Origin of the sequence: Ramlibacter aquaticus, assembly GCF_015159745.1 — a bacterium.
GTDB lineage: Bacteria > Pseudomonadota > Gammaproteobacteria > Burkholderiales > Burkholderiaceae_C > Ramlibacter > Ramlibacter aquaticus.
In genome coordinates this window covers 1-12,959 of the sequence record NZ_JADDOJ010000105.1, presented here as the reverse complement: position 1 = coordinate 12,959, position 12,959 = coordinate 1, and the positions used below count along the sequence as shown (strand labels likewise).

14 protein-coding genes are annotated in these 12,959 nt (G+C 71.2%); 7 read left to right on the top strand and 7 right to left on the bottom strand.

Going from position 1 to position 12,959, the window contains the following annotated elements; genetic code table 11:
* Together IM725_RS18285 and IM725_RS18280 are read right to left on the bottom strand one after the other, a co-directional pair.
* A partial coding sequence (locus IM725_RS18285) for a TPM domain-containing protein (RefSeq protein ID WP_193782071.1) occupies nt 1-776 on the bottom strand: 776 nt, incomplete at its 3' end.
* A gap of 4 nt (nt 777-780) precedes the next feature.
* Nucleotides 781-1,371 carry a LemA family protein gene (locus IM725_RS18280; RefSeq protein WP_193782070.1) on the bottom strand — a complete coding sequence of 197 codons (591 nt, stop codon included), beginning with the start codon at nt 1,369-1,371 and terminating at the stop codon, nt 781-783.
* Nucleotides 1,372-1,444: 73 nt separating this feature from the next.
* Between IM725_RS18280 and IM725_RS20665 the strand changes: the two genes are divergently transcribed.
* The 4 genes from IM725_RS20665 to IM725_RS18260 all read left to right on the top strand — a co-directional run bounded on the left by IM725_RS20665 (nt 1,445) and on the right by IM725_RS18260 (nt 4,124).
* A complete protein-coding gene (locus tag IM725_RS20665) occupies nt 1,445-2,119 on the top strand; it encodes a hypothetical protein (RefSeq protein ID WP_193782069.1) in 675 nt (224 codons plus the stop codon).
* Between the two features lie 24 nt (nt 2,120-2,143).
* Nucleotides 2,144-2,596 (top strand): YybH family protein, encoded by a 453-nt coding sequence (locus tag IM725_RS18270; protein WP_193782068.1) that lies wholly within the window; start codon nt 2,144-2,146, stop codon nt 2,594-2,596.
* 11 nt (nt 2,597-2,607) lie between these two features.
* Entirely contained in the window at nt 2,608-3,582 is a 975-nt protein-coding gene (locus IM725_RS18265; protein WP_193782067.1) for a YheT family hydrolase, read from the top strand.
* Nucleotides 3,583-3,656: 74 nt separating this feature from the next.
* Nucleotides 3,657-4,124, top strand: a complete 468-nt coding sequence (locus IM725_RS18260; protein WP_193782066.1) for a DUF6328 family protein — start codon at nt 3,657-3,659, stop codon at nt 4,122-4,124.
* A gap of 22 nt (nt 4,125-4,146) precedes the next feature.
* Here IM725_RS18260 and mrdA read toward each other — a convergent pair whose 3' ends face one another.
* The 4 genes from mrdA to IM725_RS18240 all read right to left on the bottom strand — a co-directional run bounded on the left by mrdA (nt 4,147) and on the right by IM725_RS18240 (nt 8,797).
* Nucleotides 4,147-6,165: a penicillin-binding protein 2 gene (gene mrdA / locus IM725_RS18255; protein ID WP_193782065.1), complete on the bottom strand. Its 2,019-nt coding sequence runs from the start codon at nt 6,163-6,165 to the stop codon at nt 4,147-4,149.
* A gap of 9 nt (nt 6,166-6,174) precedes the next feature.
* Nucleotides 6,175-6,693 carry a rod shape-determining protein MreD gene (mreD, locus tag IM725_RS18250; RefSeq protein WP_193782064.1) on the bottom strand — a complete coding sequence of 173 codons (519 nt, stop codon included), beginning with the start codon at nt 6,691-6,693 and terminating at the stop codon, nt 6,175-6,177.
* 13 nt (nt 6,694-6,706) lie between these two features.
* A complete protein-coding gene (gene mreC / locus IM725_RS18245; RefSeq protein WP_193782063.1) occupies nt 6,707-7,636 on the bottom strand; it encodes a rod shape-determining protein MreC in 930 nt (309 codons plus the stop codon).
* Nucleotides 7,637-7,753: 117 nt separating this feature from the next.
* Nucleotides 7,754-8,797: a rod shape-determining protein gene (locus IM725_RS18240; protein ID WP_193782062.1), complete on the bottom strand. Its 1,044-nt coding sequence runs from the start codon at nt 8,795-8,797 to the stop codon at nt 7,754-7,756.
* 194 nt (nt 8,798-8,991) lie between these two features.
* On the opposite strand from IM725_RS18240, the gene gatC reads away from it, so the two are divergent.
* The 3 genes from gatC (at nt 8,992) to gatB (ending at nt 12,282) form a co-directional block, all read left to right on the top strand.
* Nucleotides 8,992-9,291, top strand: a complete 300-nt coding sequence (gene gatC, locus IM725_RS18235) for an Asp-tRNA(Asn)/Glu-tRNA(Gln) amidotransferase subunit GatC (RefSeq protein ID WP_193782061.1) — start codon at nt 8,992-8,994, stop codon at nt 9,289-9,291.
* Nucleotides 9,288-10,754: an Asp-tRNA(Asn)/Glu-tRNA(Gln) amidotransferase subunit GatA gene (gene gatA, locus IM725_RS18230; RefSeq protein ID WP_193782060.1), complete on the top strand. Its 1,467-nt coding sequence runs from the start codon at nt 9,288-9,290 to the stop codon at nt 10,752-10,754. Before gatC ends, gatA begins: the two co-directional genes overlap by 4 nt.
* Nucleotides 10,755-10,836: 82 nt before the next feature.
* Nucleotides 10,837-12,282 (top strand): Asp-tRNA(Asn)/Glu-tRNA(Gln) amidotransferase subunit GatB, encoded by a 1,446-nt coding sequence (gatB, locus tag IM725_RS18225; RefSeq protein ID WP_193782059.1) that lies wholly within the window; start codon nt 10,837-10,839, stop codon nt 12,280-12,282.
* Between the two features lie 3 nt (nt 12,283-12,285).
* Here gatB and IM725_RS18220 read toward each other — a convergent pair.
* The coding region (locus IM725_RS18220) for a DUF4124 domain-containing protein (RefSeq protein WP_321576217.1) at nt 12,286-12,959 on the bottom strand (674 nt) is incomplete at its 5' end.

The window sequence follows — 12,959 nt, the reverse complement described above, 5'->3', positions numbered from 1 at the left end:
GGCAGGAAGCCGCCGAAGCCCGAGACCAGGGTGATGAACAGCGCCACCAGCCCGCCCAGGACGCCGAAGACCACGCTGGCGGTGACCAGCCACACCACGGCGCCGAAGCCCGCACCTGCCGCCACCGCGCCCAGCGGGCGGCCCAGCATGCGGCGCAGCAGGCCCCCTGCCACCGGCACCAGGAACAGCAGGAACACCAGCAGGTCGTTGAACTGGAAGTTGTCCTGCGCCGGGGCCGCGCCGTGGCGCCCGGCCGCGGGCGGCGGCAGGGCCTCGCCGTTCACGCGGGCGATGAGCTGGTCCACGCCGGCGCGCAGGCCGCCGGCGAAGTCGCCGTTGCGGAAGGCCGGCCGGATGGCGTCGTCGATGATCTGCTTGGCCGCGAGGTCGGGGATGGCGCCCTCCAGCGTCTTGGCGACCTCGATGCGGATCTTGCGGTCGTCCTTGGCCACGAGCAGCAGCACGCCGTCGCCCACGCCCTTGCGGCCGATCTTCCAGGTGTTGCCCACGCGGTTGGCGAAGCTGGCGTCGTCCTCGGGCCGGGTGGTGGCGACCATGAGGATCACGATCTGGGTGCCCTTGGCCTGCTCCAGCGCGGTGAGCTTCTCCTCCAGGCCCTGGCGCTCCAGGTCGTCCAGGGTGCCGGTCAGGTCGACCACATGGGCGCTCAGTGCCGGCACGGGCTGCAGCGGCTGGGCCGCGGCCGGCGCCAGCAGCAGGCAGGCCGCGGCCAGCGCGGGAAGCAGCGCGTGCAAGCAGCCACGCAGCAGGCCCATGGCGCTACTTCTTGGTGCCGAAGTCGACCTGCGGGGGCGCGGAGATCTGCGCCTCGTTCTGGACCGTGAAGTTCGGCTTGGGCTGGTAGTGGAACACCATCGCCGTGAGGTTGCTCGGGAAGCTGCGGGCCAGCACGTTGTACGCCTGCACCGATTCGATGTAGCGGTTGCGGGCCACGGTGATGCGGTTCTCGGTGCCCTCGAGCTGCACCCGCAGATCGCGGAAGGACTGGTTGGACTTCAGGTCCGGGTAGCGCTCGGAGACCACCAGCAGGCGGCTGAGCGCGCTGGACAGCTCGCCCTGCGCCTGCTGGAATTTCTGGAAGGCCTGCGGGTCGTTCAGGGTCTCGGGCGTCACGGTGACGGCGGTGGCCTTGGCGCGCGCCTCCACGACCTTGGTCAGCGTGTCCTGCTCGAAGTTGGCCTCGCCCTTGACGGTGGCGACCAGGTTGGGCACGAGGTCGGCACGGCGCTGGTACTGGTTCAGCACCTCGCTCCAGGCCGACTTGGTCTGCTCGTCCAGGCGCTGGAAGTCGTTGTAGCCGCAGCCCGACAGCGAGATCGCCGCGAGGACGATGAGTAGCCAGCGCTTCATGGGGGAGCCCTCCTCGATGGAAACAGGACGGTAGCATAGATGGATGTCCGCTCCTGGCCTTCAAGCCCCCTCCGTGATTCTGGCCGGCGCCACCGGCGTGCTCGGCCAGGAGGTGTTGCGCCGGCTGGCCGGGTCGCACGCCTTCCGGCCCGTGCACGTGCTGGCCCGCGAGCCCATGCGCGATGGCCTGCGCGACGTGCGCACCCACGTGCTGCCGGCCGACGGCCCGGCGCACTGGCCGGTGCTGGCGGCCGAGGTCGCGGTGGTGCTGTTCGAGCCGCCGCGCATGTTCCACGAGCGCGAGCGCGCGCTCTGGGTCCCCGCGCCGGAGCAGCTGCCGGAGCTCGCGGCCTGGCTGCGCCGCTGCGGCGTCAGCACGCTGGCCGTGGTGCTGCCGCACGCCCAGATGCGCCTGCCCGAAGCGCTCAAGCGGGGCCTGGCCTCGCTGGACGAGCACGCGGTGGTGGGCCAGGGCTTCGAGCGGCTGCTGATCGTGCGCTCGGCGCAGAAGCCGGGCGCACCGCCCCCCGCCAGCCTGCCGGTGCGCGTGGCGCGCGGCATGCTGGGCGTGCTGCGCTACATGATCCCCAGCAGCGAGCAGCCCGTGCGTGCCGCCAAGGTGGCGGAGTTCGTGGCCTGGGCGCTGCGCCTGGCGCCGGCCGGCATCCACGTGGCGGCCTCGGAGACCGTCTGGCATGCGGCGCAGGGCGAGGTGCGTGCCGGGGTGACGCGCTGGCTCGCCGGCTGAAACGCGGCACAATCGGCCCAGCCCATGGCCAAGAAATCCAAGCTGCAGGCGGCCAACCTCGAAGGCAACGCGGACGAGGTGGAAGCCGCCTTCTACGAAGCCCTCCAGGATGGCGACATCGAGCGCCTGATGGCCTGCTGGGCGGACGAGGACGAGATCGTCTGCGTGCACCCGGGCGGCCCGCGCGTGGTCGGCCCCGTGGCCATACGCGCCACCTTCGAGGCCATGTTCGCGAACGGCAGCATCCGCGCCTGGCCGCAGCGCGCCTTCAAGTCGGTGGCGGTGGCCAGCGCCGTGCACAACGTGCTCGAGCGCGTGGAGGTGCTGGGCCCCGAGGGCCCGGCCCAGGCCTGGGTGATCGCCACCAACGTGTACCACAAGACCGCCCAGGGCTGGCGGATGGTGGCCCACCACGCGAGCCCCGGCACGCCCAGCGAGATCCAGGAGATTTCCGGCGCGCCCCAGGTGCTGCACTGAGGCCCGCGGGCATGCTCGATTACCGCGCGCCCTGGTGGCTGCCCGGCGGCAACCTGCAGACCATCTGGCCGGCGCTGTACGCGCGCCGCCACTTCGGCGCCCCGCCGCGCTACCGCCGCGAGCGCTGGGACACGCCGGATGGCGACTTCATCGATGTCGACTGGCTGGACAGCCCCGCCCGCGGCGACGTGCTGCTGGTGCTGCTGCACGGCCTGGAGGGTTCCTCGCGCAGCCACTACGCGGAGGCCTTCGCTGATTTCGCGCGCGAGCGCGGCCTGGCCTTCGCCATCCCGCACTTCCGCGGCTGCGGCGGCGAGCTCAACCGCGGCCCGCGCGCCTACCATTCCGGCGACCACGAGGAGATCGGCTGGATGCTGTCGCGCCTGCGTGCCGGCCACAGGGGGCCGATGCTGGTGGCGGGCGTCTCCATGGGCGGCAATGCCCTGCTGCGATGGGCCGCCGAGGCGGGCGAGTCGGCGCGCCAGGTGGTGGACGCGGTCGCGGCCATCAGTTCCCCGCTGGACCTGGCCGAGGGCGCGCGCAGCATCAGCCAGGGCTTCAACCGCCGGGTCTACACCCCCATGTTCCTGCGCACCATGAAGCCCAAGGCACTGGCCAAGCTGCGCCAGCACCCGGGGCTGTTCGACGCCGCGCGGCTGCGCGCCGCGCGCGACCTGTTCGAGTTCGACGACGTGTTCACCGCCCCGCTGCACGGCTTCGCCGGCGTGCATGATTACTACGCCCGGGCCTCGGCCAAGCCGCACCTGCACCGCATCCGCATCCCGGCCCTGGCGCTGAACGCCCTGAACGATCCCTTCGTGCCGGCCGCCAGCCTGCCGCGCCCCGGCGAGGTCGGGCCCTGCGTCACCCTGTGGCAGCCCCGGGGGGGCGGCCACGTCGGCTTCCCGGCCGGGCGCCTGCCCGGCCACGTGCGGCACATGCCGGACGCCGTGGGCGACTGGCTGCTGGCCCAGCGCCAACGCTGAGCCGGACGGCCTGGCGCGTCCATTGCGGCGGCGTCCTACGGGCGCGGCTGGGGCAGGGGCCGGATGATCCGGGCATGGCCCAGGATGCGCAGTCCCAGCCCGTGGCGCTCAAGGACGCGGTCGGCTTCGCGCTCGAGGAAGCCCGGATGGTGCTGCCCGGCATCCAGGCCCTGTTCGGCTTCCAGCTCATCGCGGTCTTCAGCCAGCGCTTCGACGAGGTGTTCGACGGCTGGCACCAGGGCCTGCACCTGGCTGCCCTGGCGCTGGTGGCGCTGGCCTGCGGCCTGGCGATGACGCCGGCCGCCTACCACCGCCAGGTGGAGCGCGGCCGAGTGTCGCAGCGGCTGCTGGACCGTGCGTCCGCCTTTATCGGCTGGGCACTGCTGCCCCTGATGCTCGCCATCTCGATCGACCTGGGGCTGGTGGGCTACGCCATCACCGGCTCCGACGGCGTGGCGCTGGCCCTGGGGCTGTGCAGTGCGGCCGTGCTGTCGGCCTGCTGGCTGGTCTTCCCGCGCGTCGCGAAGCGGCGGCAGGGCTGAGCGCTGCGGCGGCGCGCCCGCCTCAGGGCTGGGCCGCCGCCGAGCTGGCCGAGGCCGCGGACGCCGCCGGCGCCGCGCCCGTGGCCGCGCCGGGCGGCCAGGCCACCTCGGCCGCGTTGCGCGGCTTGCCGATGGGCGTGGTGGCCTGGCCCTTCTTCACCGCCGCGATGTCTTCCTCGCTCGGGTACTGGCCGAGCAGGTAGTAGTCGAAGGCCCGCCGGGCGATGGGCGCCGCGGCCTGGGCGCCGAAGCCGCCGTTCTCCACGATCATGGCGATCGCGATCCTCGGGTTGTCGGCGGGCGCGTAGGCCGTGAAGAGCGCATGGTCGCGGTGCCGCTCTTCCGTCTGGGCGGCGTTGTACTTCGCGTTCTGGGCAATGGTCAGCACCTGGGCCGTGCCGGTCTTGCCGCCGCTGGTGTAGCCGGCGCCGCGGAAGGCCGCGGCCGAGGTCCCCTCCAGGTTCACGCCCACCATGGCGTTGCGCACGATCGCGATGTTCTCGGGTTTGGCGATGCGCTCGCCCACCACCTGCTGTTCGGCCGTGATCACCGGCTTGTGGCTGACCACGTCCAGCACCTCGCGCACCAGGTGCGGCTTCATCTTCACGCCGTCGTTGGCCAGCGTGGCCGTGGCCGTGGCCAGCTGCAGGATGGTGAAGTTGTTGTAGCCCTGGCCGATGCCCAGCGAGATGGTTTCGCCGGCGAACCACTTCTTCTGCTCCGGCCGCTTGTAGTACTCCCGCTTCCAGGCCGTGGAGGGCAGCACGCCGTGCGATTCGCCGGCGATGTCGATGCCGGTGAGCTCGCCGAAGCCGAACTTCTGCATCTGGTCGTGGATGGTGTCCACGCCCATGTCGTTGGCGAGCATGTAGTAGTAGGTGTCGCAGGACTGGACGATGGAGCGGTACATGTCCACCGCGCCGTGGCCGCCTTCCTTGTCGTCACGGAACTTGTGGCCGCCGAACCAGAAGTAGCCAGGGTCGTTGTAGATCGTCGCCGGGTTGCGCTTGCCGGTCTCCAGCGCGGCCAGGGCCATGAAGGGCTTGTAGGTGGAACCGGGCGGGTAGGTGCCGCGCAGGGCCCGGTTGAGCAGCGGCTTGTCGATGGACTCGTTGAGCGCGCTCCAGTTCTCCTGGTCGATGCCGTCGACGAAGAGGTTGGGGTCGAAGGTCGGCTTGCTGACGAAGGCCAGCACCTCGCCGGTCTTGGGGTCCATCGCGACGAAGGCGCCGCGCCGGTCGCCGTAGAGCTGCTCCACCAGGTTCTGCAGCTTGATGTCGATCGACATCTTCACCGTGTTGCCCGGCGTAGGCGGGTGGCTGGCCAGCTTGCGCATGGCGCGGCCGCCGGCCGAGGTCTCCACCTGGTCGACGCCGGTGGTGCCGTGCAGCTGTTCCTCGTAGCTCTGCTCGATGCCCAGCTTGCCGATGTATTCCGTGCCGCGGTAGTTGGCCTGCTGCGCGTCGGGCCAGTCCTCCATCGCGGCTTTCTCGCTCTGGTTGATGCGGCCGATGTAGCCGATCACGTGGCTCGCCAGTTCGCCCCAGGGGTAGTTGCGGAACAGGCGGGCCTTGATCTCCACGCCCGGGAAGCGCCAGCTCTGGGCGGCGAAGCGCGCCACCTCCTCGTCGGAGAGGCGGCTGCGGATGGGCAGCGACTCGAAGTTGCGCGATTCCTCCAGCAGCTTGCGGAAGCGCCGCCGGTCGCGCGCCTCGATGTTCACCACGCCGGCCAGGTCGTCGATGACCTTGTCCAGCGGTTCGGTCAGGCGCGCGGGCGTGAGCTCCAGCGTGTAGGCCGAGTAGTTGGTGGCCAGCACGATGCCGTTGCGATCGGTGATCAGGCCGCGGTTGGGCACCACGGGCACGATGGCGGTGCGGTTGTTCTCGGCCTGTTCGGCCAGGTCCGCATGGCGGATCACCTGCAGGTACACCAGCCGGCTGGCCAGCAGCAGGAAGCACACCACCACCACCAGGCTGGCGGCGAAGACGCGCAGCCGGAATCGGAACAGGTCGGCTTCGACGTTGCGCAGCTCGGTCACGGCGTCCCCTTACAGCGGGCGGTTCTCGTCCGGGTCGGGCGCGCGGCGCTGTGGCGCGAGCAGCACGATGCTGACCACCGGCCAGAGCGCGGCCTCGAGCAGGGGCGCCAGCACCAGGCTCCAGCCGGGGAAGGCACCGCCGGTGAGCATGCGGATGGCCAGCGCGATCAGGTGCGCGGCGGCGAACAGGGGCAGCACCTGCAGCGCCTGGGAAGGCACCGTGAACCAGAGCAGGCGGCGGTGGATGGTGATGGCGAAGAAGCTGAGCGCGGTATAGGCCAGCGCGTGCTGCCCCAGCAGCGAGGCCTGGTGCACGTCCATGGCGACGCCGAACAGGAAGGCCGCGCCTATGCCCACCCGCAGCGGCTGGTGCACGCTCCAGAACACCAGCACCAGGGCCAGTATGTCGGGCATCCAGGGCGTGCGGCCCAGCGGCAGCATGCCGAGCATCAGGGCCACCAGCAGGCTGCCCCAGATGAAGAGCGGGTTGGCGGGCAGCAGCAGCTGCTGGCCGGGGCGCATGATCATGGCCGGCGCTCCCTCACTTGCGCGCTCCCGGGCCCTTGCGGCCGCCCGGCCCCGGCGCGTCCTCGGGCGCGGGGCGCGGCGGCAGCTGCCGGGCCAGCGAGCCCAGCACCATCACATGGCGGGCGCCGTCGACGCGGGCCAGCGGCTCGCAGGAGATGCGCGCGAAGCCGGCGTCGGCCTTGCGCTCCACATGGGTCACCCGGGCCACGGGCAGGCCGGCCGGGTACACCCCGTCCACGCCGCTGGTGGTGAGCAGGTCGCCCGGCTGCACGTCGGCGTTGCCCGCCATGAAGCGCAGCTCCAGGGTGCCCAGGGGCGACTTGGGGTCGCCGTAGGCCACGCTGCGCGCGCCGGTGCGCGTGTTGAGCACCGGGATGGCATGGTCGCGGTCGGTCACCAGCGTCACCTCGGCCACCAGGGGCTGCACGCGCGTCACCTGGCCCAGCACGCCGGATTCGTCCACCACCGGGGCGCCGGGCGTGATGCCCTGGGCCAGGCCGCGGTCGATGATGACCTTGCGGGTGTAGGGGTCGGCCGCGTCGTACAGCACCTCGGCCGCCGTGGCCGTGACGGCCAGGCGTTCGCGCAGGCCGAGCAGCTGGCGCAGGCGCGCGTTCTCCTGCAGCAGCTGCTCGACCTGGTTGGCGCGCAGGCCCTGCTCGGCCAGCTTGCGCCGGGCGGCCTGCTCGCTGGCCTGGGCGCTGTGCAAGGATTCGAAATAGTCGCCGGCCATGCGCACGGCCAGCACCGGCCGCAGCACCAGCCACTGCACCGGGTAGAGCACGGTGGAAACGCCGGCGCGCAGCGGCTGCGAGATGCGCAGGCGCGTGTCGGCCACCATCAGGAACAGGGCGAGCGCGCTGAACACCATCAGCTTGGACAGCGCGGACGGGCCCTGCTTGAAGAAGGGCGGCGGTGTCCGGTCTAGGGTGCCCAGGGGCATGGCAGGTGGGGGCGCGTCGTTGGGCGGATGGGGCTGGCGCCCACCGCCGCGCGCTATTGTGTCACCGTCGCGAAGGCAGGGTCAGGCCGCGGGGCGCAAGCCGCCGCGGCAGGGGGCTCACTCGCTGGTGAAGATGCTGCCCAGCCGCTCCATGCGCTCCAGGGCGATGCCGCAACCGCGCACCACGCAGGTCAGCGGGTCTTCGGCCACCAGCACGGGCAGGCCGGTTTCCTCGGCCAGCAGGCGGTCCAGGTCGCGCAGCAGGGCGCCGCCGCCGGTCAGCATCATGCCGCGCTCGGCGATGTCGGCGCCCAGTTCGGGCGGCGTGCTTTCCAGCGCGTTCTTCACCGCCGAGACGATGTTGTTCAGCGGGTCGGTCAGCGCCTCCAGGATCTCGTTGGACGAGATGGTGAAGGAGCGCGGCACGCCTTCGGAGAGGTTGCGGCCCTTGACCTCGATCTCTTTCACTTCGGAGCCGGGGAAGGCCGAGCCGATGTTCTTCTTGATCGCTTCCGCGGTGGGCTCGCCGATCAGCATGCCGTAGTTGCGGCGGATGTAGCTGATGATGGCCTCGTCGAACTTGTCGCCGCCCACGCGCACGCTGCCCTTGTAGACCATGCCGCCCAGGGAGATGACGCCCACCTCGGTGGTGCCGCCGCCGATGTCCACCACCATGGAGCCGGAGGCTTCAGAGACGGGCAGGCCGGCGCCGATGGCCGCGGCCATGGGTTCCTCGATCAGGTACACCTCGCTCGCGCCGGCGCCCAGCGCCGATTCGCGGATCGCGCGGCGCTCGACCTGGGTCGAGCCGCAGGGCACGCAGATGATGATGCGCGGGCTCGGCTTGAGGACCGAGCGCGGGTGCACCATCTTGATGAACTGCTTGAGCATCTGCTCGGTGACCGTGAAGTCGGCGATGACGCCGTCCTTCATGGGGCGGATCGCCTCGATGTTGCCGGGCACCTTGCCCAGCATCGCCTTGGCTTCGTGGCCCACGGCCTGGATGGTCTTCTTGCCCTGGGGCCCGCCTTCGTGGCGGATGGCCACCACGGACGGTTCATCCAGCACGATGCCTTTGTCCCGGACAAAAATCAGGGTGTTGGCCGTGCCCAGGTCGATCGCCAGGTCGGTGGACAGGTAGCGTCGGAAAGCTCCGAACATCAGGAATCCTCTTCGGGAAGGCCGGGGGCGCACGCGGCGCCAGCCAGCGGATCATTCACTTTTCCCAGCAAATCAAGGCGCCTTGGCGCCCGTTGCATCAAAGGCGGGATAATACCCGATCCCCTGTGGAACCCCCGCCACGGGCGGGGCGGAATTTCCACCTTCCACCCCCTCTTTTGCCCTTGATTCCTTCCATGGCGCTCACCCCGCAAGACATCGCCCGCATCGCCAACCTGGCGAGGCTGGAGCTCGACGCCGAGCAGTCGGGCCGCATGCTCACCCAGATCAACGGCTTCTTCGACATCGTCGAGAAGATGCGCGCGGTCGACACCGCCGGCATCGAGCCCCTGGCCCACCCCGTCGCCGCCCTCCAGGACGTGCAGCTGCGCCTGCGCGAGGACCGGGCCAGCGAACCCGACGACCGCGCCGCCAACCAGCGCAGCGCCCCCGCCGTGGAGCGTGGGCTGTTCCTCGTGCCCAAGGTGATCGAATGAGCGCCGACCTGCACGACATGACCGTCGCGGCCCTGGCGGCCGCGCTGCGCGCGCGCCAGGTCTCGGCCGAGGAGGCGGCGCGCCACTTCCTGGCCCGGGCCCGCGCGCACGACGACCTGGGCGCCTGGCTGGCGATGGACGAGGACGTGACGCTGGCGCAGGCCCGCGCCGCCGACGCCCGCATCGCCGCGGGGGACGCCACCCCGCTGGCGGGCGTGCCCATCGCCCACAAGGACATCTTCGTCACCCGCGATTTCCCCAGCACCGCCGGCTCGCGCATGCTGGAAGGCTACCGCTCGCCCTTCGACGCCACCGTGGTGGCGCGGCTCGCGGACGCCGGCTGCGTCAGCCTGGGCAAGCTCAACTGCGACGAGTTCGCCATGGGGTCCGCGAACGAGAACTCCGCCTGGCGCCCGGCCCGCAACCCCTGGGACACCTCGCGCATTCCCGGCGGCTCCTCGGGCGGCAGCGCCGTGGCCGTGGCGGCCCGCCTGGCGCCCGCGGTCACCGGCACCGACACCGGCGGCTCGATCCGCCAGCCGGCCGCCTTCTGCGGCATCACCGGCATCAAGCCCACCTACGGCCGCGCGTCACGCTACGGCATGATCGCCTTCGCCTCCAGCCTGGACCAGGCCGGCCCCATGGCCCGCACGGCCGAGGACTGCGCGCTGCTGCTGTCGGCCCTGTGCGGCCCCGACCCGGACCGCGACTCCACCTCCCTGGACATGCCGCCCGAGGACTTCAGCCGCTCGCTGGGCGACTCGCTGGACGGCCTGCGCATCGGCGTGCCGCGCGAGTTCTTCGGCGAGGGCCTGGCCCCCGGGGTGCGCGCCGCGCTGGACGCCGCCCTGGCCGAGTACGTGAAGCTGGGCGCCCGGCTGGTCGAGATCAGCCTGCCGCGCACCGAGCTGGCGATCCCGGTGTACTACATCATCGCCCCCGCGGAAGCCAGCTCCAACCTCTCGCGCTTCGACGGCGTGAAGTTCGGCCACCGCGCGAAGCACTACGGCGACCTGCAGGACATGTACAGGAAGACCCGCGCCGAAGGCTTCGGCGACGAGGTCAAGCGCCGCATCATGGTGGGCACCTACGTGCTCTCGCACGGCTACTACGACGCCTACTACCTGCAGGCGCAGAAGATCCGCCGCATGATCGCCGACGACTTCCAGCAGGCCTTCCAATCCTGCGACGTGATCGCCGGGCCGGTGGCGCCCACGGTGGCCTGGAAGCTGGGCGAGAAGTCGGCCGACCCGGTGGCCAACTACCTGGCCGACATCTTCACCCTGCCGGGCTCGCTCGCGGGCCTGCCCGGCATGAGCATCCCCTGCGGCTTCGGCGAACACGGCATGCCGGTGGGGCTGCAGCTCATCGGCAACTACTTCGGCGAGGCGAAGCTGCTGAACGCGGCCCACCGCTTCCAGCAAGCCACCGACTTCCACCTGCGCGCGCCCCAAGGACTGTGAGCCCCCACGCGCGTCACTTCGTGTATTCGCTGCCCCCCGGGGGGGCCGGCCTGCCTTGGGGCGGCCCGGCGCAAGGCCAATCATGACCATGAAACTCATCCACGGCTACGAAGTCGTCATCGGCTTCGAAACCCACGCCCAGCTCTCCACGCAGAGCAAGATCTTCAGCCGTGCGCCCACGGCCTTCGGCGCGGCGCCCAACACCCAGGCCTGCGCGGTGGACCTCGCGCTGCCCGGCACGCTGCCGGTGATGAACCGCGGCGCCGTGCAGCGCGCCATCGAGTTCGGCCTGGCGGTGAACGCGAAGATCGCCGAGCGCAGCGTCTTCGCGCGCAAGAACTACTTCTACCCCGACCTGCCCAAGGGCTACCAGATCAGCCAGTACGAGATTCCGGTGGTGCAGGGCGGTGAGGTGAGCTTCTTCCTGGACGGGGAGAAGAAGACCGTCCGCCTGGTGCGCGCCCATCTCGAGGAGGACGCCGGCAAGTCCCTGCACGAGGATTTCGTCGGCCAGTCCGGCATCGACCTGAACCGCGCCGGCACGCCGCTGCTGGAGATCGTCACCGAGCCCGACATGCGCTCCTCGGCCGAGGCCGTGGCCTACGCGCGCGAGCTGCACAAGATCGTCACCTGGATCGGCATCTGCGACGGCAACATGCAGGAGGGCAGCTTCCGCTGCGACGCCAACGTGTCCGTGCGCAAGCCCGGCCAGCCCCTGGGCACGCGGCGCGAGATCAAGAACCTGAACAGCTTCAAGTTCATGCAGCAGGCGATCGACTTCGAGATCCGCTGGCAGATCGAGGAGCTGGAGGACGGGCGTGCCATCCAGCAGGCCACCGTGCTGTTCGACCCGGACACCGGCGAGACGCGCGCCATGCGCACCAAGGAGGACGCGGCCGACTACCGCTACTTCCCCGACCCGGACCTGCCCCCGCTGGTGGTGGCGCCCGCCTGGGTAGAGCAGGTGCGTGCCGACATGGCCGAGCTGCCGCGCGCCATGGCCGCGCGCTTCATGGCCGACTACGCGCTGCCCGAGTACGACACCACCACGCTGACCCAGAGCCAGGCCATGGCGGCCTTCTTCGAGGCCACCGCCAGGGCCTCCGGCCAGCCCAAGCTGGCCAGCAACTGGGTCATGGGCGAGCTCTCTCGCCGCGTGAACGCGGGCGAGTCGGGCTTCGAGGACAGCAAGGTGGACGCGGCCACGCTGGCCGCGCTGATCCGCCGCATTGCCGACGGCACGGTCTCGAACAACGCGGCCCGCCAGGTGTTCGACGCCCTGTGGGCGGGTGAAGGCGCGGAAGTGGATGCGCTCATCGAGGCCAAGGGCCTCAAGCAGATGAACGACACCGGCGCGCTGGAGAAGATCGTCGACGAGGTGATCGCCGCCAACCCGGACAACGTGGCCCAGTTCAAGGCCGGCAAGGACAAGGCCTTCAACGCCCTGGTCGGCCAGGTCATGAAGGCCAGCAAGGGCAAGGCCAACCCGGCCCAGGTGAACGAGCTGCTGCGCAGCCGCCTGGGCTGAGGCTCAGCGGGCGTTGCTGCCGGGTGCCTTCGCGGGCGCCGCTGCGGCGGGTGCCGCTGTCTGGGCCGACGGGCCCTTGCCGGTCCAGAGCTCGGCCAGGCGCTGCAGTTCGCGGTCGTAGCGCTCGTTGATGCGCTGCCGCTCCTCCTGCTGGGTGGCGATGTAGCGGGTCTGCGCCTGCTGCTGCTGCTCGTTCTCGTCGATCTGGCGCTTCAGGCGCGCGGGCGTTTTCTTGGGGTCCCGGGCGTAGAACTCCATCTCGGCGTCCAGCTTCTTGCGCTGCTGCACCAGCTCGGCGTCGCGCTTGCTGGCCGTCGCGATCACGGCGTCCACCGCGGCCAGCGCCGCCTGCCGCTCGCGGTCGTGCGTGGCCCGGTCGGGGTAGCGCAGCAGCAGGGCGCGGTCGCGCCGGCGCTGATCCAGCTGGCGGTTGCGCTCCTCGGCCTCACGCCGTGCCTGCTCCTCCTGGGCCGCGCGCTCGTCGGCCGTCAGCGAGGGCCCGATGCGCTTCTTCACGCCGCTGGGCGTGAGCTCGGTCTGCTCGCGGTCTATGCAGTCCAGGATGGGCCGGTCGGCGGTGATGCGCCGGCCGTGGCTGTCCACGCAGGAGTAGATGTCGGCGGCCCGGACGGCGGGCGTGGCCAGCGTGGCCGCGAGCAGCGCGGCCACGCTGGCCA